Origin of the sequence: Mesorhizobium sp. XAP4 (assembly GCF_029269325.1) — a bacterium.
GTDB classification, from domain to species: domain Bacteria; phylum Pseudomonadota; class Alphaproteobacteria; order Rhizobiales; family Rhizobiaceae; genus Mesorhizobium; species Mesorhizobium ciceri.
Map to the genome: position 1 here is coordinate 584,349 of NZ_JARIXW010000002.1, position 22,388 is coordinate 606,736.

Below are 22,388 nucleotides of genomic sequence, written 5' to 3' on the forward strand. Positions count from 1 at the left end.
GGCTCATCCGACGCTATGAGCCGACCCTCACCCCCTCCGATCCAGCCTCGCCACCAGACGATCCCCCACCCATTGGATGCCGCAGACCAGGACGATCAGGACTATGACCACTGCGATCATCACCGACGTCTCAAAACGCTGGTAGCCGTAGCGGATGGCGAGGTCGCCGAGGCCGCCGGCGCCGATCGCGCCGGCCATGGCTGACGCACCGATCAGCGTCACCAGCGTCACCGTGAAGCCGGCGACGATGCCGGGCAGGGCTTCTGGCACCAGCACCTCGCGGATGATCGTCCAGCGGTTGCCGCCCATGGCGCGCGCCGCCTCGATCAGCCCGCGATCGACTTCGCGCAGCGACACTTCGGCGATGCGCGCATAATAGGGCGTTGCGGCGATCGACAGCGGCACGATGGCTGCCCATGTGCCGATCGAGGTGCCGACGATCAGCCGCGTCACCGGGATCAGCGCCACCAGAAGGATGATGAAGGGCACCGAGCGGAAGCCGTTGATGATGGCGCCGAGCGCCCGGTTCACCCAAAGGCTTTCGGCAATGCCGCCGCGTTCGGTAGCAATCAGCGCCAGGCCGAGCGGCAGGCCGAAGACCAGCGAGATGAGGCCGGAAGCGGCCGTCATCAGCACTGTCTCCCAGATCGAACGCAGCAGAAGCTCAAACAGGATTGGCGACATGGCCAAGCACCTCCACCCGCGCCTGGCGGGCCTTCAGGAATGTGATGATGTCAGCGAGATGATCTGCATCGCTGCCGGGAACCGACAGGAACAGCGTGCCGACCGGCTGCTGCTGGATATGGTCGATGCCGCCATGGACGAGGCGGAAGGCGCCTGGAACAGCCGTGGCAAGGTCGGACAGCAATGGCCTGCTTGCCGCTTCGCCGGCCACATCCACGCGCAGGATCGTCTCCTCGCCGGGCGCCGGCAACAGCCGGGCCGCCAGTTCGGCTGGCAGCTGCGGCCGGATGGCGCCGAGCAGGCTTTTGGTGATGTCTGATTGTGGGTCGGCAAACACCGACCAGACCGGCCCTTGCTCGACGATGCGTCCGGCGTCGATCACCGCCACGCGGTCGGCGATGGAACGGATCACCTCCATCTCATGGGTGATCAAAAGGATGGTCAGGCCAAGCTGCCGGTTGATGTCCTTGAGCAGTGCGAGGATGGAGCGCGTCGTCTCCGGATCGAGCGCCGAGGTGGCTTCGTCCGACAGGAGCAGCGCCGGGCGCGCGGCAAGCGCCCTGGCGATGCCGACCCGTTGCTTCTGGCCGCCCGACAGCGACGCCGGATAGGCCTTGGCTTTCTCCGACAGGCCGACGAGATCGAGCAGTTCGGCGGCGCGCTTCAGCCTCTCGGCTTTCGGGCGGCCCTCGATCTTCAGCGGCAGCGCCACATTGTCCTCGACGGTCTTGGCCGACAGCAGGTTGAAATGCTGGAAGATCATGCCGATGCGCCGCCGCAGCGGCTGCAGGTCGCGCTCGCCGAGCCGGCTGATCTCGCGGCCCTCGATGAACACCTCGCCGGAGTCAGGCCGTTCCAGCCCGTTCAGGCAGCGGATCAGCGTCGATTTGCCGGCGCCGCTGCGGCCGATGATACCGAGGATCTCGCCCTTGCGCACGGTCAGCGAAATGCCGTCGAGCGCCGCCGTCACACCGAAATGGCGCTTCAGGTCGACAAGGCGCACGACATCCTGAGATGCGTCGGGCCGGGTCTGGGTCGGATCGGCGGTCTTCCCGGATGCCGTGATATGCTGGTTCATGAATATTCCTGTTCCCGAAAACGCAATCGCGGCCCGCGCCTGAGCGCGGACCGCTGTTGCTCTCGAACCGGGCTTCCGGCCGAGGACCGGATCAATAGGCGCTGAGGCCGGTGCCCTTGTAGACCTTGTCGAACTCGGCCTTCACCGCCTCGTTCTGATAGGAAGCCACCAGCGTCTTCACCCAGGCCTCGTTCTCGTTACCGGTCTTCACCGCGATGAAGTTGCGGTAGGGATTGTCGGCGATAGGCTCCTGCGCGATGCGGTTTTCCGGCGACAGGCCGCTTTTCAGCGCCCAGTCGGTGTTGACTACGGCCGCATCGAGATCCTCGACCGAGCGGCCGACGATACCGGCGTCAAGTTCCTTGATCACCACCTTCTTCGCGTTCTCGGCGATGTCGGCGGTGGTGGCCAGAATGCCGGTGCCATCCCTGAGCTTGATCACGCCCTCGTTCTGCAGCACGCGCAGCGCCCGGCCTTCATTGGATGGGTCGTTGGGCACGCCAATGACCGCGCCCTCGGGCAGGTCGGCAACCTTGCTGAACTTCTTAGAGTAGAGGCCGATCGGCCAGACGCCGGTATAGCCGACACGGACGATGTGGTAGCCTTGCGTCTTGATCTGGTTGTCGAGATAGGGCTGGTGCTGGAAGGCGTTGGCGTCGATCTCGCCGCGCTCCAGCGCCTCGTTGGGCTGGGTGTAGTCGTTGAATACCACCGTCTCGATGGCAAGGCCCTTTTCGGCGGCTTGCGCGACGACGACGCGCCAGACGTCCTCGTCCTCGCCGCTGATGATGCCGACCTTGATCGCCTTCTTGTCCTCGGCAAACGACGCATGCGGTGCAATCAGGCTGCCGATCGCGACGACCGAGGCGAACAGCAGAGCAAGGCCACTGCGCCGGTTGACGGTTGACCCAGGGGAAGATGGCAAAGTGTTCTTGAAGTCAGTCATGATTGATCTCTGCGGTTGTGAGTCATGGCAGCGAGGCGGATTGCCTAGCCTTGGTCGCATCCTCAGAAATTCTATCAAGTTTATCAAAGAACGCGTTTCGCCATTCTCGCCAAAGCCGGGAATATCCTCTCAAAATTTTCAAGAGCGTGAGCAAAAGCCGCCGCTTGACCGGCCGCAGCGGATCGCGGCGCGATCTTGCGCGCGTCTGGAGGTCGTCAGATTCTCAGAGAGCTCAGCGTGCCGTCAAAGCGCGATCCAGGCCGTCTTCAGTTCCAAATATTTCTCCAGCGCGTGCAGCGACTTGTCGCGGCCGAAGCCGGACTGCTTGACGCCGCCGAGCGGCACGGTGATGTCGGCGCCGCCATAGGTGTTGACGTGGACGACGCCGGCATTGATGGCGCGCACCATGCGATGCGCGGTGGAGAGATTGGCGGTCCACACCGCGGAGGCAAGCCCGTAGATGGTCGAATTGGCGAGCCGAACCGCCTCCTCCTCGGTCTCGAAGCGCATGACGCCGAGCACCGGCCCGAACACCTCCTCGCGCGCCAACTGCATGTCCTGCATGACATTCTCGAAGATCGTTGGCGCCATGTAGCTGCCACCGGTCTCGGTCAGCATCCGCTGGCCGCCGGTGACGAGACGGGCACCTTCTTCCGTGGCCCTGGCGACGAAACCGAGGTTCTTGTCCAGCTGTTCGGCGCTCGATACCGCGCCGACATCGCTGGTGAGATCAAGCGGATCGCCGACTTTGAGCCGCATGGTTGCCGAGAGCAGTTCGTCCATGAAGCGGTCGTAGACCGCTGACTGGACGAGAAGCCGCGAGCCGGCGACGCAGACCTGGCCGGAATTGCGGAAGATGCCATTGGCCGAGACGACCGCTGTCTGTTTCAGGTCCGGGGCGTCGGCAAAGACGATGTTCGGCGACTTGCCGCCGAGTTCGAGGAAGACGCGCTTCAGATTGGAGCGAGCGGAATATTCGAGCAGCCGCCTGCCGACCGGGCCGGAACCGGTGAAGGCGATGGCGTCGACATCCATATGCAGACCGAGCGCCTCGCCGGTGACCGCGCCAAGCCCGGTGACGACGTTGAGCACACCGGCGGGCAAGCCGGCCTCGCTTGCCAGTTCGGCCAGCCGCAGCAGCGTCAGCGAGGCGATCTCCGGCGGCTTGACCACCACGCAATTGCCGGCGGCAAGTGCAGGCGCGATCTTCCAGGCACCGATCATCAGCGGGAAATTCCACGGCACGATGACGCCGACGACGCCGAGCGGCTCCTTGTGGATCAGTCCGAGCACATTCTCGGCCGTCGGTGCTATCTCGCCATAGACCTTGTCGATGGCCTCGGCATAGTAGCGGATGGTGCCTGCCGCCGACAGCGGTTCTGCCTTGTAGGCCATGCCGATCTCGGTGCCGTTGTCGCGCACACCGAGCACGGCGAGCTCATCGGCGTGTTTCTCGACCAGCTCGGCGAATTTCGTCAGCACCTTCTTGCGAAAGGCGGGTGCGGCGCGCGACCACGAGCCCTTCTCGAACGCCTTGCGCGCCGACTTCACGGCGCGGTCGATATCGGCGGCGTTGCCGTCGGCGATGCTGGCGAAAGGTCGGCCGTCGATCGGCGACGTCACCGGCAGGCTTGCGCCGCTTGTTGCCTCGACCTGCACGCCATCGATGAACAGGCCCTGCGCGCCGATCTCCGTCTTGCGCAGCGTTTCGATGGCATTCTGACTGATCATTGGTGACGGACTCCAAGGGAAACATGCAATGTGATTGGCGCGCGGAATTCCCAGCCGCGAAACACCGGTTCCCTGCTCGGCACAAGGCTGAGATCAGGGAAGCGTTGGAGCAACAGCCGCACCGCAAGGCACATCTGCTCGCGTGCGAAGAACCGGCCCGAACAGAAATGATGGCCGAAGCCGAAGGCGGCATGGTTGCCTTCGTTGCGGTTGATGTCGAAGCGGTCGGGATCGGCAAAGCGGCTCTCGTCGCGGCTTGCCGAAGCGACGAGGGCGGCGACGGCAGCGCCGGCCGGGATCGTCACGCCGCCAAGCTCGACTGCCCGCGTCGTCTGCCGCGTCTGCGTGCCGATCGGCGCCACCCAGCGCAGGCCCTCGTCGACCGCCCTCGGCACGAAAGTCTCGGGATCGGCGAGCACCTGCCGCAATTGCTCGGGATGGGCCAGCAGGCCGGCGAGGATCGAGCCGGCGCCATGTCCGGGCTCCTGCATGCCGCCAAGCAGGATGACCTTGATGCTGGGCATCAGAAAGTCGATCGGCCGCGTCGTGCCCTCCGGCATGCCGTCATGCAGCATATGCGACAGCGCCGAGTCATCTGGCTGGCGCGCAAGTCTTTCCAGCGTCGGCAGGATGGCGTCGCCGACCTCGGCACTGGTTGCGTCGGCGATCTCCTGCCGTTTCGGATCGTTCTCGAAATTGATGGCGCCCTGGGCAAGGCCGTAGAACCAGCGGCGCAGCGTCGGCATATCGATGCCGGCAAGGCCGAGCGAGCGCGCCAGGCTGAGCGTCGACACCGGCTCGAAATAATCGGCCATCAGCTCGGCGGAGCCCTGGTTGACGATCCGGTCCAGAAAAGGTTCGGCAATCGACCGCACGAGGTCGCCGGCATAGGCGGCGACGGTGCGCGGCCGGTATTTCGGGTCGACGCCTTGGCGCAGTTGCTTGTGCGTCTCGCCATCGGTGGTCAGGATGGTCGGCTTGCCGAAGGAACGCTCAACTGGTGACGAGCCGACGACGGCGGAGAAGATCTCGGGCGACTTGGCGACGCTCTCGACATCCTTCCAGCGGGTGACGAACCAAAGATTGACCGCCGGCACGAAAGCGACCGGCGCACTGCGCCTGAGCTCTGCATAGATCGGGTAGGGATCGGCTTCCAATGCCTCGACGGTGATATTTTCGGCAAAGCTCAAATCCGCCACTCCCCTTGTGGTGTAAGGGGCGGCGTGGCATGCCGCCCCTTTGCTTTTCTCAATCCTTCAGCGGCTGGCCGAGGTTTTTGAACGCGACCGGATCGCGGCTCTTCAGCGCGCTGGCCAGCAGCAGGCCGACGATCGCGGCGATCAGCACCAGCCCCGGCAGGAACACGCCAAGGAAACCGCCGGCTCCCGACAGGCTGCCGAAATTGATGACGATCAAATAGATGATGATGACGAAGGCGATGAAGGTCAGCCCGGGCAGGATGGTGGTCTTCAGCGCATTCTCGTGGGCCGCCGGGTTGGCGCGGAAGAACATCACCACGGCAAGCGATGCCACCGCCATCATCACGATGACGCCGAGCGTCGCGACATTGGTCAGCCACGAAAACAGCGCCAGCACCGGATCGAGGCCGAGCACGGCGAACAGGCCGACAACGACCGCGGCGAGCACGCTCTGGACGACGGAAGCGACGTGCGGGCTCTGGTGCACCGGATGCGTCACGCCGATCGTCTGCGGCAACAGCTTCTCGCGGCCCGAGACGTAGATATAGCGCGCAACCGCATTGTGGAACGCCAGCACGCCGGCAAACAGGCTCGACACGAACAGGATGCTCATCGCCTGCGAAAGCATCGTGCCGGCGTAGCGGTCGGACAGGCCGAACAGGAAGGTCGTCGGATCCTGCAATCCCTGCAGCGTCGGCAGCAATTTGTCGACACCGGCGCCGACCGCCATCAGCCATGCCGTGAGCATGTAGAAGACGCCGATCAGCACGACCGAAAAATAGGTGGCGCGCGGAATGGTGACCTTTGGGTCGCGGGCTTCCTCGGCATAGATCGTCGTCGCCTCGAAACCGATGAAGGCGGCGAAGCAGAACAGGATGGCGATGGCCGGCGAGCCGCTGACGATCTGGCTCCAGCTGAATGGCGCCGCCGACAGGCCGCTATCGCCGCCGGTCTTGAGGATGGCGATATCGAGGATCAGCACCACAAGATATTCGCACAGCACCAGCACCGTCAGGATCTTGGCGGAGAGGTCGACCTGCCGATAGCCGAGCACGGCGACCAGCGCGATGGCGATGAAGCTCCACACCCACCAGGGCAGGTTGATGCCCCAGCCGGCGAACAGGCCGGCGGTTGCGGCGCCCAGCAGGCCCATGACGCCGATCTGCATGGCGTTGTAGGACAGGATGGCGATCAGCGCCGTGGCGCCGCCGGCCATGCTGCCGAGGCCGCGTGCGGCATAGGCATAGAAGGCGCCGGCATTGCCGACATGGCGTGACATGGCGACATAGCCGACCGCGAACAAAAGCAGCAGCACGGTCACGATGAGATAGGTGCCGGCAAAGCCGGCGCCATTGCCCATCAGCATGCCAAGCGGCGTGCCGCCGGCGACTGCCGTGAGTGGGGCGGCCGCAGAAATCACCATGAAGGTGATGGCGCCGACGCCAAGACTGTTCTTGCGCAGCCTGTTGGCCGGCGCCTGTTCCGAGACTGCTGTCATTGATCCCTCCTGTTTGCAAACCCTTGAGTTCGCCGGCCGAATGGCCTGTCCCATGCACTCTGGTGGTTGGTTCATTATTTGAACCGTTATTTTGAATATAGACTTGCAAACAATGCTGATGCCTGTCAAGTTAATTCACACGTTAAATGATTGTCCGAACCGGGAGGCAAATTTGAGTACGGTCGGAAAAGCGATCTCGCTTCTGGAGCTGTTCAACGTCGACGAGCCCGAGCTCGGCCTGTCCGATCTGGCGCGCCGCTCGGGCTTGGACAAGGCGACGACAAGGCGGCTGCTGGTAGCGCTGGCCGGCCGTGGTTTCGTCGAGCAGGATGCGGGTACGCGGCACTATCGCCTCGGCGCCGGCCTGTCGCGGCTGGCGCGCATCCGCGAGGCGCGCTTTCCCTTCCTGCAGACGGCCGTTCCGCTGGTGCGGGACCTGGCCGCCTCGACGGCCGAGACCGTGCATTTGTCGGAATTCGGCGTCGACAGGCTGGTCACCGTCCATGTCGAGCATCCAGCATGGGCAAACCGGGTCAACATCGACATCGGCCAGTTGCTGCCCCTGCATTCGACCGCGTCGGGCATCGCCTATCTGGCCTTCGCCCGCGACGAGACCGTCAAAGCGTGCCTGGCGGGTTCGATCGACGCCTTCACGGCCCATACGCTGATCGAGCCGGCCGCCATCTCAAGATCCATGGGCGAGGCGCGCGATCGCGGCTATTCGATCTGCGACCAGGGCTATGAGGAAGGTGTGATCAGCGTCGCGGCGGCAATCCGCGGGGCGGATGGCTTTGCGCTCGGCACCATCGCGGTGGCGGCGCCAAAGGCCAGAACGACGGCGGCCGCGATCACGGAGCGGGGACTTGCCGTGAGGGCGGCGGCACGGGAGATTTCCATGCGCCTCAACGGTGAAAACCTGCAAATCTTGAGGAGGCAGGCCTGATGCCCTCGGAGACAGCACCCCGCATCCTGGTCATCGGCACGGGCGACACAAAGGCCGAAGAGCTGTTGTTCATGAAACAGTGCATCGAGCAGTCGGGCGGCAGCGCCGTGATGATGGATGTCAGTGTGCTCGGCGACCCGCCCTACAGCCCGGACCAGGATAAGCACGCCGTGGCGCGGGCGGTGGATGTGACGATCGCCGAGATCGTTTCGAGCGGTGACGAGAACACCGCCATGACGCTGATGGCCGGCGGCGCCGTGCAACTGGTGCGCAAGCTCCATCAAAACGGCGAGATCGACGCCTTCATCGCCATCGGCGGTTCGATGGGGACAGATCTGGCGCTCGACGTGGCGCTTTGCCTGCCGCTCGGCGTGCCGAAATTCGTCGTCTCGACCATCGCCTATTCGCACCTCATCCCACCCGAGCGCGTCGCGCCCGACCTGATGATGATCCTCTGGGCGGGCGGGCTGTACGGCCTCAACTCGATCTGCAGGCTGGTCCTGTCACAGGCCTGTGGTGCGGTCGTCGGCGCGGCGAAAATCGTGCTGGCGTCGCGCGTGTCGGCGCGGGCAACAGGCCCGACCATCGGCATGACCTCGCTCGGCAGCAGCTGCCTGCGCTACATGAAGACGCTGAAGCCGGCGCTGGAACAGCGCGGCTATGACGTTGCCGTCTTCCACACCACCGGAATGGGCGGCCGCGCCTTCGAATCGATTGCCGGTCAAGACCATTTTTGCGCGGTGTTCGACTTCAGCCTGCAGGAAATCACCAATCATCTCGCGGGCTCAGTCGTCAGTTCCGGCGCCGACCGGCTGGAGAATGCCGGTGCCCGCGGCATTCCGCAGATCGCAGCACCCGGCGCGGTCGACATGGTCGACCTGCCGACCTGGCAGGATTTGCCGGCTAAATTCTCGAAGCGGCCGTTTCACGCCCATAACAGGCTGATCGCTTCGATCACCGTCGATGCCGACGATCGCCGCCAGGTCGCCAGGACCATCGCCGCCAAGCTCGGTGCCGCCAGAGGCCGCTCCGCCTTCATCCTGCCCTCCCAAGGCATCCAGGAATGGGACGTGGAGGGCGAGCCGCTCTATGAGCCGGAAGCCCTGGCCGCCTTCACTGACGAAATTCGCAAGGTCATTCCCGCCGGCGTCGAGTTCCACGAGATCGACGCTCACATCAACAGCGACGACTTCGTCGGCAAGGCGCTCGAGATCTTCGACCGCTGGGTCGAGGAAGGCATCGTCCCGCGCGGCAAGCCGGCCGAGGGAGTGGCGGCGTGAGTGCTGTTCCCGCCCAGGCGCTTGTCCTCGATTTCGGCGGCGTCGTCACCCGCACGCTGTTCGAGACCCACGCCTTGACCGAACAGGCGCTCGGCCTCGCGCCGGGGACGCTGCAATGGCGCGGGCCGTTCGATCCGGGCAGCGATCCGCTGTGGCGCGCCATGCAGGCCGACGAGATCAGCGAGCGTGACTATTGGCGCACACGCACAAGCGAGGTCGGCCGTCTGGTGGGCGAGGACTGGCAGGCTATGGAGACCTTCGTCCGGCGCGCGCGAGGGGCCGAGCCGGAAAAGGTGGTGCGGCCGGAGGCTGACAGCACCATTCGCACGGTGCATGCCGCCGGTTTTCGACTGGCCATCCTGTCCAATGAACTCGACCTGTTCTACGGCGCCGACTTCCGCCAGCGGCTGCCGTTGCTCGGCCTCTTCGATGTGATCATCGACGCCACTTACACCGGCATCCTCAAGCCCGACCCGCGTGCCTATGCCTTCGTCAGCGAGGCGCTCGGCGTGCCGGCCGGCGCTTGCGTCTTCGTCGACGACCAGCGGCGCAATGTCGATGGCGGCTGTGCTGCCGGCATGCGCACGGTGCATTTCGACGTCGCTCGCCCGGCTCATTCCTATGCCGAGGCCCTCGGCCATTTCGACCTCGTCCCAGTTGCCTGAGATTTTTGCGGAGTCCATTATGCGCGACATCAATTTTCTCACCGAAACCAACGCCAAGCCGATCTGGCATCCGATGGCGCATCCGGCCGAGATGCGGGCCAACCCGCCAAAGGTGATCATGAAAGGCGAGGGTGTGATGGTCACCGACATCGCCGGCAACACCGTGCTCGACGCCGTCGGCGGCCTGTGGAACGTCAATCTCGGCTACAGCTGCGACCCGATCAAGAAAGCGATCGCCGACCAGCTTGGCGCGCTGCCCTATTATTCCGGCTTTCGCGGCACCTCGACCGGCCCGTCGATCGAGCTCGCCTACGAACTCTGCGAATGGTTCGAGCCAGAAGGCATGGTGCGGACGTTTTTCACTTCGGGCGGCTCGGATTCGGTCGAAACGGCACTTCGGCTGGCGCGGCAGTACTGGAAGATCCGTGGCCAGGCCGACCGCACCAAATTCATCGCCTTGAAGAAAGGCTATCACGGCACGCATTTCGGCGGCGCGTCGGTCAACGGCAATGCCAATTTCCGCCGCAACTACGAGCCGCTGCTGCCGGGCGTCTTCCACATTCCCGCGCCCTGGACCTTCCGCAACCCGTTCGACGAGACCGACCCAGTGCGGCTGGCAAAACTCTGCGCCAAGGCGCTGGAGGACGAAATCGCCTTCCAGGGTGGCGACACCATCGCCGCGTTCATCATGGAGCCGGTTCTCGGCGCCGGCGGCGTTATTGTTCCGCATGAGAGCTTCATGCCGCTGGTGCGCGAGATCTGCGACCGCCACGAGATCCTTTTGATCGCCGATGAAGTTGTCACCGGCTTCGGCCGCACCGGCGCATGGTCGGGTTCGCGTCTGTCCGGCGTGAAGCCCGATTTCATGACCATCGCCAAGGCGATCACTTCGGGTTATTTCCCGCTCGGCGCCACTTTGATCGGCGCCAAGGTCGCCGATGTCTTCGAGGCCGACAAGACCAGCTTCGGCGCCATCGGCCACGGCTATACCTATTCCGGCCATCCTGTCGGCTGCGCCGCGGGTCTGGCGGCGCTTGCCGAGACCAAACGGCTTCGCCTGAACGAAAACGCCGCCGCGCGCGGCGTCGAACTCGCAGCCGTGCTGGAGGGGCTGAAGGCGAAGCATGCGATCGTCGGCGATGTCCGGTACAAGGGCCTGATGGCGGCACTGGAGCTGGTCTCGGACCGCGCGACGAAAAAGCCCGCCGACAAGAAGACTATGGCATTGGTTTCGGAGGCGGCCTACGAGGCCGGCGTCATGCTGCGCGTCTCCGGTAACGCCATCATCCTGTCGCCGCCGCTTATCGTCAGCGCCGCGGATGTCGCGAGGATCGGCGAAGCATTGGATGCAGGCCTGTCGAAGGTCTGACGGTTTATTGGAGAGAACGGAGTTTCGAGACGCAATGACTCAACCGCAAGAAGCGCTGGTTAGCCGGCGCTCGCGCCTGCTCGGTGCGAAATCGCAATTGTTCTATGACGAGCCCGTGCACCTGGTGCGCGGCGAAGGCGTCTGGCTCTACGATGCCGACGGCCGCAAATATCTCGACGCGTACAACAATGTCGCCCATGTCGGCCACTGCCACCCCTATGTGGTCGAGGCCCTGTGCCGGCAGGCAAGCCTGCTCAACACCCACACGCGCTATCTGCACACCGCCATCCTCGACTATGTCGAGCGGCTGACCGCGACCTTCGATGCCAGCCTGTCGACCGCCATCCTGACCTGCACCGGCAGCGAGGCCAACGACATCGCGCTGCGCATGGCGCAGGCCGCCACCGGCCGCATGGGTATCATCGCCACCGACGCCACCTATCATGGCAACACCGCGGCGGTTTCGCAGCTCAGCACCCGCATGCCGCCGGTCGGCGGCCGCGCCCGCAATGTCAGGCTGGTGCCGGCGCCTGACAGCTATCGCCATCCGGATGCGATGGCCAACGGCAAAGCCTTTGGCGACGCGGTGCGCGAAGCCATCGCCGCGCTGGCAAAGGACGGTATCGGCCTGTCCGGCATCATCCTTTGTCCGCTGCTCGCCAATGAAGGCTTTCCGACGCTCCCATCCGGCTTTTTCGACGACGCGATGCGCGCGGTGCGTGACGCCGGCGGACTGGTCATCGCCGACGAGGTGCAGCCTGGTTTCGGCCGCACCGGCAGTCATTTCTGGGGTCACCAGCGCGCCGGCTTCGTTCCCGACATCGTCACCATGGGCAAGCCGATGGGCAACGGCCATCCAATCGCCGCCGTGGTCACATCAAGGGAGATATTGGCGACCTTCCGCAACGCCTTCCGTTATTTCAACACCTTCGGCGGCAATCCGGTTTCCTGCGCGGTGGCCAATGCCGTTCTCGACGTCATCGAGCAGGAAGATCTCGTTGCCAACGCGCGTGACGTCGGCGCCTATGCACTCAACCTGCTGCGCCCGCTCGCCGATCGCCATGAATGTATCGGCGAGGTCAGGGGCGCTGGCCTGTTCTTCGGCGCCGAACTGGTTCACGACCGCAAGACGCGCGAACCGGCGCCCGACATTGCCGAGCAGGTCGCCAACCGGATGCGCCAGCGCGGCGTGCTGATGGGCAAGACCGGCATCCACGGCAATGTGTTGAAGATCCGCCCGCCAATGCCGTTCTCCCGCGACAATGCCGACTTCCTGATCGGCGTCCTCGACGAAGTGCTTGGCGAAGTCCGCGGAGTGAAGGCGTGAGCGCAGTCTCCGCGCAATCCGAACCCGAGACGGCAGCCGATGTCACGGCGCTGGCCAGGCGCGCGCTCGCCCATTGGGGCATTGATGAGGGTGAGCCGGAGCTGCTGAAATTCCGCGAGAACGCGGTCTTCCGGATCCGTCTGCCCGATGGCCAGCCGGCCGCCATGCGCATTCACCGGCTTGGCTATCACACGGACGCCGCCCTGCGCTCGGAACTGCAATGGATGGGTTTTCTGCAATCGGCCGGCATCGCCACGCCATCTGCGGTCGCCACGCCGGCTGGCGATCTGTTCGTGCTTGTCAGCGCGAATGCCTCAATGCAACCCCGGCAAGTCGATTGCCTGAGCTGGCTGGAAGGCCGCGCCGTCGGCGCGCGAGGCGTGCCGCTGGATTTTACGCCCGAGCAGGCAAGACAGATCTTTACCGAGATCGGGCGAACCATCGCCCACATGCACAATGTCACAGCAGCCTGGACGCCTCCGTCCGGCTTTGCCCGCCATGCCTGGGATTTCGACGGCTTCTTCGGCGCGAACCCGAATTGGGGGCGTTTCGAGACCTCGCCCTTCCTCGACGGTCCTCGCCGCGAACTGGTTTTGCGGGCGCGCGAAAAGGCCGTGCGCGCGCTATTGAGGTATGAACGCAGTGCCCGCAATTTCGGCATCATCCACGCCGACCTGGTGCGCGAGAATGTGCTCGTCCATGATGGTGCGATCCGCATCATCGACTTCGACGATTGCGGCCATGGCTGGCACATGTACGACCTTGCCGTCGCGCTTTACCAGAACCGCGATGAGGCGATCTATCCGCTGATCGAGGCCGCTTTGCTCAAGGGCTATCGGCAGGAGCGCGAACTGACGGCGCGCGACATCGCCGCGCTGCCGCTGTTTTCTGCCTTGCGGGCCTTCGCCTTCCTCGGCTGGGTGCAGAGCCGCGTCGAAGGCGACATCACCAGGGAGGTCGGCTTGCGCATGTCGGCCATCGCAGCCGATGTGGTGATTGCCTATCTGCATGGCGAATAGGGCCGATTGATAAGAACTGGCGGAACCGTCAGCCCTTCGCGAAATGGATGCTGACCGTGCCCGAACTGCCGAAATCGGCGACGATCGTGTCGCCGGGTCGCGCCTCGACCGGACGCACGAACGACCCGGAGAGAACGACCTCGCCGGCAGCGATCGACATGCCGTAGCGGGCGAGCCTGTCGGCCAGCCAGGCAATGCCCATCGCCGGATGGTTGAGCACGCCGGCGCCAAGCCCGGTCTCCTCGACCTCGGCATTGCGCGAAACGATGGCGCCGATCCAGCGCATGTCGGTCTCATCAGGCCGCTGCGGCCGGCCGCCGATGACGATGCCGGCATTGGCGGCATTGTCCGAAATGGTGTCGAAGAAGGTACGCGCCTTCTTCGTCTCCGCATTGACGCGCTCGATGCGCGTATCGAGGATTTCGAGCGCCGGCGTGATGTAGTCGGTGGCGTTGAACACGTCGAAGATCGTCACGCCGGGGCCTTTCAGCGGCGCCTTCATGATGAAGGCGATCTCGGCCTCGACGCGCGGCTGGATAAAGCGGCCGGCGGGAATGGTCGCGCCATCGTCGAAGAACATGTCGTCGAACAGCACGCCCGAATCCGGCGTGTCGATGGCGAGCGCATATTGCATCGCCTTGGAGGTCAGGCCGATCTTCCAGCCCTTCGGCTTCAGCCCGGCATCGATCTTGCGCGTCACCAGCGCTGCCTGCACGCGATAGGCATCCTCCATCGTCGCCTCGGGAAAATCGAGGCTGAGCAGCCGGATCTGCTTGCGCGAACGCTCGGCCTCGAACAGCCGTGCCGCGGCGTCTTCCACTTGCTCCGGGGTCATGCTGCTTCCTCGTCGACGACGCTGTTGCGCAGCACGCCGATGCCGTCTGCCTCGACCTCGATGACGTCGCCGGGCTTCAGCCAGATCGGCGGCTCGAAGCGGGCGCCGGCGCCCGTCGGCGTGCCGGTGACGATGATGTCGCCCGGCACCAGCGTGGTGAAGGTCGAGACATAGGCGATAATCTTGCGAAACGAGAAGATCATCCGGCTGGTGCGGTCCTGCTGGCGGATTTCGCCATTGACGCGGGTGGTCAGCGCGATGTCGGCGATCTGCGCCTCGTGGGTGAACGGCACCAGCCAAGGGCCGATCGAGCCGGTGCGGTCGAAATTCTTGCCTTGCGTGACGTTGAACTTGGCATGCCGCACCCAGTCGCGGATGGTGCCTTCATTGCACAGCGACAGTGCCGCAATATGGCTGAGCGCGTTGGCCTCGGCAATGCGCCGTCCCGCCTTGCCGATGACGATGACGATTTCGCCCTCATAGTCGAGCTGCGGGGATTCCGGCGGCCGCACCAGCGGCGCGCCATGGCCGACGAAGGAGCGGGGAAAACGGACGAACAGCGACGGATTCGAGGGTGCTGCCTGGCCGTCCTTGTACTCCTCGTTGCGGTCTGGATAGTTGACGCCGACGCAGATGATCTTTTCCGGCGAAGGGATCGGAATTTCGTAGGCAATGGCGTCGAGCGGGAAATCGACTGGGAAGGCCTCTGCCTCTTCCGCCAGCCGCCGCAAGGCGCCGGCCTCGATCACCTCCCGCAGCGTCGGCCACTGGCCGTGGCGCGCCGACAGGTCGACGACACCCTTGCTGGTGACCGCGCCATAGCGCGCCTTGCCGCCGACGGTGAAGGTGGCGAGCCGTGCGTGGTTCATGCTGCGGCTCCGGCGATGGTGGTGGGCGAGGTTGGAGCTCTACGGCGCCCCCCTCTGTCCTGCCGGACATCTCCCCCTCCTGGGGGGAGATCGGATGTCATCTCTGCCTTCGCCAATTTCCAACGCTGCAAGAGAGGCGCTGACCATGGGCCTAGCCAATCTCCCCCCTTGAGGGGGAGATGTCCGGCAAGACAGAGGGGGGCGCGAAGGAACGCTGACATCGATTAGAATCCACTCACGGCGCAATGATCGGCGAAGCCGCCAAATCCGGCTGGCGCGCCTCCGCCCCGGCAAACGCACTGCCCTCCTCGAACCAGCTTTTCGGCGCCGGTGCGCCCCACAGCGTCTGGCGCTGCGGGTCCTTGAGGTCCCACTTGATCGGCTCCAGGTCCGGATCGACTGTCTGGTAGTCCGAACAGTAGATCTCGATACGGTGGTTGTCCGGATCACGGACATAGAGGAAGAAGGCGTTGGAGATGCCGTGCCGACCAGGGCCGCGTTCGATGTTCGGCAAATAGCCCGTGGTCGCCATCAGGTCGAGCAGGTCGATGATGTTGAGCGGCGTCGGCACCCAGAAGGCAACATGATGCAGGCGCGGGCCGATGCCGTTGGTGAACGCGATGTCGTGGACGCCGCCCTTGCGGTGCGTCCAAGCTGCCCAAAGCTTCCCGGTTGCGGCATCCTCGGTGTATTCGGTGACGCGAAAACCGAGCTCGTTGTAGAAGGCGACGGACTCGTCGACATTGGGCGAGAAGCAGTTGAAGTGGTCGATGCGCAGCGGCTTGACGCCCTTGTAGAGCGCATATTTCTGATGGATGGGCGGCAGCCTTTCCATCTGGGCATAGAACTCCAGCGGAATCCCGTGCGGGTCGCGCGTCCGAAAAGTGCGCGACTGGTAGGGCCGCTCGACCCATTCCACCGGCAGGCCCTTGCCCTTGAAGAAATACTCGGCCTTGTCGAGGTCCTCGTCCGAAAAGACCTTGAAGCCGAGATCGCGCGCTTCCGGCATCGTCGCCTTGCGCAGCACGATGCAGTGATGGCCACGTTCCTCCATGGCGCGCAGGTAGATGGCGCCTGATGTCTCGTCGGTAACCTGCAGGCCGAGCGTGTCGACATAGAAGGCGCGGGATTTGGCGAGGTCGGTGACAGCCAACTCGACATCGCTGAGGCGCACGATGTTGAAGGCGGGGTAGAGATTGGGTTTGGGCAAGGGCATCCGATTTCCTCCGGTCAGCCGCCGAGTTTCTGGATCGCGTGCGCCGTCGTCGCGAAGGCGACGTTCTTCGTCTCCATGTAGAAGTCGAAGGAATGGTCGCCGCCGTCGCGGCCGATGCCGGAATTCTTGACGCCGCCGAAGGGGGTCGGCAAATGCCGCACGTTCTCGGAGTTAACCCAGATCATGCCGGCCTCCAGCGCATCGGTGAAACGGAAGGCGCGGATGACGTCAGAGGTCCAGAGATAGCCGGTCAGGCCGTATTGCGTGTCGTTGGCCAGCGCCAGCGCTTCCGTCTCGTCGTTGAACGCAATGGCGCTCAGCACCGGCCCGAAAATCTCCTCCTGCGCGATGCGCATGCCGTTGGTCACGTTGGTGAACAGGGTCGGGCCGACATAACAGCCGCCTCCCGGCCCTTCGACCTTGCCGCCGCCGACGGCCAGCGTCGCCCCCTCCGACCTGCCGATGTCGATATAGGACAGCACCTTCTTTTCATGCACCGGATGAATCAGCGGCCCGACCACCGTTTTCGGATCGAGCGGGTGGCCGACGACGATGCGCTTCGCCCTCTCCGCGACTTTGGCGGTGAAGCTTCCATAGATCGAGGCTTCGACCAGCAGGCGCGACGACGAGGTGCAGCGCTCGCCATTCAGCGAATAGATCATGAACACGGCGGCGTCGGCGGCGCGCTCGAGATCGGCGTCGGCAAAGACGATCACCGGGTTCTTGCCGCCAAGCTCGAAATGCACGCGCTTCAGCGTGCCGGCGCCTTGCTTCATGATCATCGAACCGGTGCGGCTTTCGCCGACAAAACCGATCGCCTTGATGTCGGGATGCTCGGTCAGCGCCTTGCCGGCGTCTTCACCAAGGCCGTTGACCAGGTTCCATACGCCTTTCGGCAGGCCGGCCTCCTCGGCGATCTCGACCAGCAGGCGGGCGGTCAGCGGCGAGAATTCAGCCGGCTTATGAACCACGGTGCAGCCGGCCGCCAGCGCTGGCGCAATCTTCCACGTCGACAGCATGAACGGTGTGTTCCACGGCGTGATGATGCCGACCGGGCCGATCGGCACCCGCGTCGTCATATTGACCTGGCCTGTCGTACGCAGTGTCTCGCCGTCGCGCGCTTCGGGCGCGCGGTCGGCGAAGAAACGGAAATTCTCGGCACCGCGCAGCGCTGCCTTGGCCATGAACTTCAGCGCCTGGCCGGTATCCATGCATTCGACAAAAGCGATCTCCTCGGCGCGCGCTTCGATTGCGTCGGCGATTTTGTGCAGCAGCTTCTTGCGTGCCTCGCCAGGCATGGCCGCCCAGGCTGGGAACGCCGCCTTCGCCGCCTTGGCGGCGCGGTCGATGTCGGCGGCCCCGCCGCGCGCGACGCTTGCCAGCGGCTTGAGATCGACCGGCGACAGCGTTTCGAACGTCGCGCCATCGAGGGCCGGCACCGCCTCGCCGCCGATCTGGTTCAAAACGCCATCGCGCTTGAAGCGGGCCAGATAGGCCTCGGCCTTTTTCAGATTGCCTTGCAGGTCGGACATGTCGGGTTCCGTCACTTGCCGCGCAGCCGCGGGTGGATTGCGTTTTTCTTCCAGCTGAGCACCGGGTCGATTTCCCGGATTTCGAGCGACAGGGCGAAATGCGGGGTCTCGAACAGGGTGGCAAGGTATTCGCTCACCGCCGCGAAGACAGCCTCGCCGGTCCGCTTCTTCTCGTCCGGGCTGCGGCCGGTGCCGATGCGAAACGACATGTCGAGAAAAGCGTTTTCCGGCAGGCTGTCGGCCATCGCGTAGGCCTCGGCGCGAAAGGCCCGCACCCGCACGGCGCCGGTCTCGAACAGCCCGGTGTCCAGCACTGTGCGCAACACCAGCGCGCACAATTCGTCCATATCGACCTTGGCATCGAGATTGGCCGAATACTCGATGGAGAAGTGAGGCACGGCGCTTCGTTTCCCTGGGTTATTGCTTTGTTGTAGTTAACGCGTTAATTACATGCGGCATCCGCGAAGTCAAGTCTTGCATCGGCCTTGGCGCAACGATACGGGATGGCAGGAACGGGCCCCGGCTGGCGGATTCGGCCGAAGGAAGGCCTGTTTCGATCGCAAGCGTGGGAGGCTCTTTTTTGCTGCCTGAAAATACCCGTCGTTCCCTGCCGATGGCGCTGCTTCATGCCCGCGAAGCGGTGATGGCGCGGTTTCGGCCGATGCTTGCGGCGCATGACGTGACCGAACAGCAATGGCGCGTGCTGCGTGTGCTCAGCGAAGCCGGCCCGGTCGAGGCGACGGAACTTGCCGATCGCGCCTCGGTTTTGCCGCCCAGCCTGACGCGCATCATCAAGGCCCTCGAGGGACGCAAATTCATCACCCGCAACAAGGCCGAAGGCGACGGCCGCCGCGTCGTGCTGACCATTGCGCCTGCCGGCTCCGCCCTGATCGACGCCCTGTCGCCCGAGCGTCGCGTCATCTATGACGACATCGAACAGCGTTTTGGGCATGAGAAGCTGGAGCAGCTCCTCGATCTCTTGGAGAGCTTGATCGACGGCGAGAGCTGAGCGGTCGGTCCTGGCCGTTTCGTCCAGGCTCACCCGCCAAAGCTGCCCAACCGTGTCGGCTGCGTATAATTCCGGTCGACATAGAGCAGGGCCGAGCCGCCGCTGCCGTGCCGGACATCGATGACGCGGCCGATCATGACATTGTGCGTGCCGACGACATGCACGGTCTCGATCTCGCAATCGAAGTTGACGATCGCATCCGACAGCGCCGGCGTGCCGGAGGTCAGCGTCTGCCAGCGCGCCGAGGCGTAGCGCGCCTCCATGTCCCTGGTCGCGCCGGCGAACTTTCCCGCCAGATGCATGTGGTCATGCGTCAGCACGTTGACGCAGAAGCGCCGGTTGGACAGGAACATGGCGGCCTGGGTCGAGCGCCCGTTCATGCACACGAGCAGCGTCGGCGGCTCGTCCGAGACGCTGCACATGGCGGTGGCGGTGAAGCCGCCGCGTCCTGCCGGCCCGTCTGTGGTGACGATGTTGACCGGCGCGCAGACCCTCGCCATGGCGTCGCGGAAATCGGCTTTCGAAATCTGCGTGGCCATGTGATTTCACTCGGCCGTTGAGACAAGCGGATTGAACCAGGTATCGCCGGTCCAGCCATTCTCGTCATAATCGGCCATGCAGGTGTCGACCAGCTCTTCCATCGCCTTCAGCCGCCCGCCGCGCTCGGCGCCTTTCAGCACCTGCAGCCGTACCTCTTCCGGCGCACCGGCATAGTTGAGCTCATAGAGCGCGTGGCGGCCGCCGAACTCGGTGCCGGTCGCATCCCACAACAGCTTCATGATCTTGATGCGTTCGATGTGGCCCATATCGTTGGAGCCGCGCACATATTGCGCCAGATATTTGTCGATCTCGGGGTTGTTGAAGTCGCGCACCGACGACGGCAGGTAGATCAGCCCCGAGGCGATCACCCGGCGCACGGTGTCGATGACGCGCGGATAGGCTTCCGACATGAAGGTGCGGTAGGCAAGCGCGGCTTCCAGATTGGGCAGCACCGCGCCATTCGCCCACGGGATCGGGTTGTAGGCCATGGCGTTGGAAAAGCTCCAGAACATGTGCCTGAGCGCAATGACCTCGCCCAGTGCCGCCTGGTTGCCGCGGAAAGCATCGCCGCCGGTGGCGCGCAGCGCCTTGGCCAGCAGGCCGGCGAGGAAGTCGAGCTTGACGGCGAAGCGCGTGCAGCCCTGGAAGCAGTAGCCGTGCATGAAGCCGGAGGCCGGATGGAAGGACAGGATTTTTTGCGCATCGCGCAGCACCAGCACGTCCTCCCAGGGGATGAAGACATTGTCGAGCACCAGGATCGCGTCGTTCTCGTCGAAGCGCGACGACAGCGGATAATCGAAGGGTGCCGCCATCGTATTGGCCGTCTGCTCGTAGGAGACGCGGCAGAACATCTTTATCCCCGGCGCATTCATCGGCACGATGAACATCACCGACAGTGACGGATCCTCGGTCACCGTCGCCGACCCTTGCGCCAGGAAATTGTAGTGCGTCAGCGCCGAGGACGTCGCCACCACCTTGGCGCCGGACACGTAGATGCCGGCATCCGTCTCCCTGGTGATGTGGACGAAGACATCCTTCACCTGTTCAGCCGGCTTGTGGCGGTCGATCGGCGGGTTGACGATGGCGTGGTTCATGAACAACGCGGCTTCCTGCGCGCGTTTGTGCCAGGACAGGGCATTGTCCTTGAACGGCCCGTACCAGTCGGCATTGGCGCCGAGCGTGTTCATCAGCGCCGCCTTGTAGTCGGGCGTGCGGCCCATCCAGCCATAGGACATGCGCGACCACTTCGCGATCGCCGCCTGCTGGGCAACAAGCTCGGCGGAAGACTTGGCAACGCGGAAATATTTGTGGGTGTAGCCGCCCGAGCCGGTGTCGGTTGGTGACGTCAGCGCGTCCCGCCGCCTTGGATCATGCAGGGCGTCGTAGAGGCGCGCCAGCGACCGCGCCGAATTGCGCATCGCCGGATGCGTGGTGACGTCGGCAATGCGTTCGCCGTTGATATAGACCTCGCGGCCATCGCGCAGGCTCTCCAGATACTCGGCCCCGGTGAACGGGCGTGCCTTATCAGTGCGGAAGTCTTCTGATCGCATGATGGTCCTCCTCTTAAGCCGTAACCCTAGCGCCCTGGGCATCGATCGGTTATGGACGGAACGGCAAAACCGATTGGACTTTTTCCGGCGTCATGAGCCAGAGATCCATCCCCGACTTCTTCGTCTATGGCGAGCCGGTGCGGCCGCTCGATGTCGGTTTTCTGCATGTCGAGACGGTGCTTGCGCGCGGCAATATCCATCTTGGTGAGGTCGCCGCGCACAAGCACCCGCAGATGGGTCAGATCACCTTCTGGACCAGCGGCTCCGGTACCTACCGCATCGAAGACCGATCCTGGGACTTTTCGGCGCCTGCCGTGAGTTTCGTGCCGAGCACTATCGTGCACGGCTTCTCGATCGGCCCCGGCACCGACGCCATCGTCGTCTCGGTCGCCGACGGCGCGCTTGCGGCCATCGCGGCTCACAGCCTGCTGCCGCTGGACCGGCCGGTCTTTGCCGACGGCATGCCGCAGCACGCAGCGTGGGCCAGATTGGCGGCGGTGCTGGAGATGATCGCCGCCGAATACGTCGAGGCGCAAGCCGGCAATGACAGGGTCCTGCAGGCGCTGATCGCCGTCGCGCTCTCCCACATCGCGCGCCTCAGTCCCGAGACAAAGGATGCCACGGCGTCTTCTGATGCCTCACTGGCGTTGGGGCTGCGCCGGCTCGCCGATGCGCATTTCCGCGACAACTGGCCTGTTGATCGCTACGTCGAGGCGCTGGCCACGACGTCGCATCTTCTCGACAAGGCCAGCCGCGCGGTGCTGGGCAGCGGCGTCAAACGCGTCGTCAGTGAGCGACGGCTGCTGGAGGCCAAGCGGCTGCTGTTGTTCACCGTACGCACGGTCGAGGACATCGCCTACGAGATCGGCTTCGACGACCCGGCGTATTTTTCACGATTCTTTCGCGCGCGGGTCGGCGAAGCGCCCGCGTCCTGGCGGCGGAAACAGTTGCAGGGTCATTGATGGGTGACCATGGATGCGGACCTTGGCGCACCGTTCCGGCGCGAGTCCGCTTCCGCCAGGGCGTTGGCTTCCCGACCGGCCATGATGCAGCCACAGCCACTTTTTCGTGAAGCTGAACGGGTTGATCCGCTCGCCT

At 64.4% G+C, this 22,388-nt stretch carries 21 protein-coding genes; 8 read left to right on the forward strand and 13 right to left on the reverse strand.

Going from position 1 to position 22,388, the window contains the following annotated elements; all coding sequences use genetic code 11:
• Nucleotides 1–27 precede the first annotated feature (27 nt).
• From P3C39_RS11735 to P3C39_RS11760, 6 genes are all read right to left on the reverse strand, one after another.
• On the reverse strand, nucleotides 28–684 hold the full coding sequence (locus tag P3C39_RS11735) for a methionine ABC transporter permease (protein WP_275953311.1): 657 nt from the start codon (nucleotides 682–684) through the stop codon (nucleotides 28–30).
• Nucleotides 665–1,762, reverse strand: a complete 1,098-nt coding sequence (locus P3C39_RS11740) for a methionine ABC transporter ATP-binding protein (RefSeq protein WP_275953310.1) — start codon at nucleotides 1,760–1,762, stop codon at nucleotides 665–667. Before P3C39_RS11740 ends, P3C39_RS11735 begins: the two co-directional genes overlap by 20 nt.
• Nucleotides 1,763–1,853: 91 nt before the next feature.
• Nucleotides 1,854–2,708: a MetQ/NlpA family lipoprotein gene (locus tag P3C39_RS11745; RefSeq protein ID WP_013528557.1), complete on the reverse strand. Its 855-nt coding sequence runs from the start codon at nucleotides 2,706–2,708 to the stop codon at nucleotides 1,854–1,856.
• Nucleotides 2,709–2,951: 243 nt separating this feature from the next.
• On the reverse strand, nucleotides 2,952–4,439 hold the full coding sequence (locus P3C39_RS11750; protein WP_064992759.1) for an aldehyde dehydrogenase: 1,488 nt from the start codon (nucleotides 4,437–4,439) through the stop codon (nucleotides 2,952–2,954).
• Nucleotides 4,436–5,629: a cytochrome P450 gene (locus tag P3C39_RS11755; protein ID WP_084015579.1), complete on the reverse strand. Its 1,194-nt coding sequence runs from the start codon at nucleotides 5,627–5,629 to the stop codon at nucleotides 4,436–4,438. Before P3C39_RS11755 ends, P3C39_RS11750 begins: the two co-directional genes overlap by 4 nt.
• Nucleotides 5,630–5,687: 58 nt before the next feature.
• Entirely contained in the window at nucleotides 5,688–7,136 is a 1,449-nt protein-coding gene (locus tag P3C39_RS11760) for an APC family permease (protein WP_064992761.1), read from the reverse strand.
• A 172-nt stretch (nucleotides 7,137–7,308) separates the two neighbouring features.
• Here P3C39_RS11760 and P3C39_RS11765 point away from each other — a divergent pair, with 172 nt between their 5' ends.
• Genes P3C39_RS11765 through P3C39_RS11790 form a run of 6 tightly spaced genes read left to right on the forward strand, consistent with a single transcriptional unit; the run spans nucleotide 7,309 to nucleotide 13,739 of the window.
• Nucleotides 7,309–8,079 (forward strand): IclR family transcriptional regulator, encoded by a 771-nt coding sequence (locus P3C39_RS11765; RefSeq protein ID WP_275953309.1) that lies wholly within the window; start codon nucleotides 7,309–7,311, stop codon nucleotides 8,077–8,079.
• Entirely contained in the window at nucleotides 8,079–9,359 is a 1,281-nt protein-coding gene (locus tag P3C39_RS11770) for a Tm-1-like ATP-binding domain-containing protein (protein ID WP_064992763.1), read from the forward strand. Before P3C39_RS11765 ends, P3C39_RS11770 begins: the two co-directional genes overlap by 1 nt.
• A complete protein-coding gene (locus P3C39_RS11775; protein WP_064992764.1) occupies nucleotides 9,356–10,024 on the forward strand; it encodes an HAD-IA family hydrolase in 669 nt (222 codons plus the stop codon). Before P3C39_RS11770 ends, P3C39_RS11775 begins: the two co-directional genes overlap by 4 nt.
• Nucleotides 10,025–10,043: 19 nt before the next feature.
• Nucleotides 10,044–11,393 carry an aminotransferase class III-fold pyridoxal phosphate-dependent enzyme gene (locus tag P3C39_RS11780; RefSeq protein WP_063170913.1) on the forward strand — a complete coding sequence of 450 codons (1,350 nt, stop codon included), beginning with the start codon at nucleotides 10,044–10,046 and terminating at the stop codon, nucleotides 11,391–11,393.
• 34 nt (nucleotides 11,394–11,427) lie between these two features.
• Complete coding sequence (locus P3C39_RS11785; protein WP_064992765.1) at nucleotides 11,428–12,720, forward strand: aminotransferase class III-fold pyridoxal phosphate-dependent enzyme; 1,293 nt, start codon at nucleotides 11,428–11,430, stop codon at nucleotides 12,718–12,720.
• Nucleotides 12,717–13,739 carry a phosphotransferase gene (locus P3C39_RS11790; protein WP_275953308.1) on the forward strand — a complete coding sequence of 341 codons (1,023 nt, stop codon included), beginning with the start codon at nucleotides 12,717–12,719 and terminating at the stop codon, nucleotides 13,737–13,739. Before P3C39_RS11785 ends, P3C39_RS11790 begins: the two co-directional genes overlap by 4 nt.
• Before the next feature lie 28 nt (nucleotides 13,740–13,767).
• Here the strand turns inward: P3C39_RS11790 and hpaH are convergent, their stop codons facing one another.
• The 5 genes from hpaH to P3C39_RS11815 form a co-directional block, all read right to left on the reverse strand.
• On the reverse strand, nucleotides 13,768–14,574 hold the full coding sequence (gene hpaH / locus P3C39_RS11795) for a 2-oxo-hept-4-ene-1,7-dioate hydratase (protein ID WP_275953307.1): 807 nt from the start codon (nucleotides 14,572–14,574) through the stop codon (nucleotides 13,768–13,770).
• Nucleotides 14,571–15,443, reverse strand: coding sequence for a fumarylacetoacetate hydrolase family protein (locus P3C39_RS11800; protein WP_063170917.1), 873 nt, complete (start codon nucleotides 15,441–15,443; stop codon nucleotides 14,571–14,573). Before P3C39_RS11800 ends, hpaH begins: the two co-directional genes overlap by 4 nt.
• Nucleotides 15,444–15,678: 235 nt before the next feature.
• Nucleotides 15,679–16,659 carry a 3,4-dihydroxyphenylacetate 2,3-dioxygenase gene (hpaD, locus tag P3C39_RS11805; RefSeq protein ID WP_275953306.1) on the reverse strand — a complete coding sequence of 327 codons (981 nt, stop codon included), beginning with the start codon at nucleotides 16,657–16,659 and terminating at the stop codon, nucleotides 15,679–15,681.
• A 14-nt stretch (nucleotides 16,660–16,673) separates the two neighbouring features.
• On the reverse strand, nucleotides 16,674–18,191 hold the full coding sequence (hpaE, locus tag P3C39_RS11810; protein WP_275953305.1) for a 5-carboxymethyl-2-hydroxymuconate semialdehyde dehydrogenase: 1,518 nt from the start codon (nucleotides 18,189–18,191) through the stop codon (nucleotides 16,674–16,676).
• An 11-nt stretch (nucleotides 18,192–18,202) separates the two neighbouring features.
• Nucleotides 18,203–18,589 carry a 5-carboxymethyl-2-hydroxymuconate Delta-isomerase gene (locus P3C39_RS11815; protein WP_013528543.1) on the reverse strand — a complete coding sequence of 129 codons (387 nt, stop codon included), beginning with the start codon at nucleotides 18,587–18,589 and terminating at the stop codon, nucleotides 18,203–18,205.
• 215 nt (nucleotides 18,590–18,804) lie between these two features.
• Between P3C39_RS11815 and hpaR the strand changes: the two genes are divergently transcribed.
• Nucleotides 18,805–19,200: a homoprotocatechuate degradation operon regulator HpaR gene (gene hpaR, locus P3C39_RS11820; protein WP_224620863.1), complete on the forward strand. Its 396-nt coding sequence runs from the start codon at nucleotides 18,805–18,807 to the stop codon at nucleotides 19,198–19,200.
• 29 nt (nucleotides 19,201–19,229) lie between these two features.
• Here hpaR and P3C39_RS11825 read toward each other — a convergent pair whose 3' ends face one another.
• Complete coding sequence (locus P3C39_RS11825; protein WP_013528541.1) at nucleotides 19,230–19,739, reverse strand: flavin reductase; 510 nt, start codon at nucleotides 19,737–19,739, stop codon at nucleotides 19,230–19,232.
• A gap of 6 nt (nucleotides 19,740–19,745) precedes the next feature.
• The gene (locus P3C39_RS11830; RefSeq protein ID WP_275953304.1) at nucleotides 19,746–21,290 is read right to left on the reverse strand and encodes a 4-hydroxyphenylacetate 3-hydroxylase N-terminal domain-containing protein; all 1,545 of its coding nucleotides are present in this window, start codon (nucleotides 21,288–21,290) and stop codon (nucleotides 19,746–19,748) included.
• Between the two features lie 92 nt (nucleotides 21,291–21,382).
• On the opposite strand from P3C39_RS11830, the gene P3C39_RS11835 reads away from it, so the two are divergent.
• Nucleotides 21,383–22,252, forward strand: a complete 870-nt coding sequence (locus P3C39_RS11835; RefSeq protein ID WP_275953303.1) for a helix-turn-helix domain-containing protein — start codon at nucleotides 21,383–21,385, stop codon at nucleotides 22,250–22,252.
• The last annotated feature ends 136 nt before the right edge of the window (nucleotides 22,253–22,388 follow it).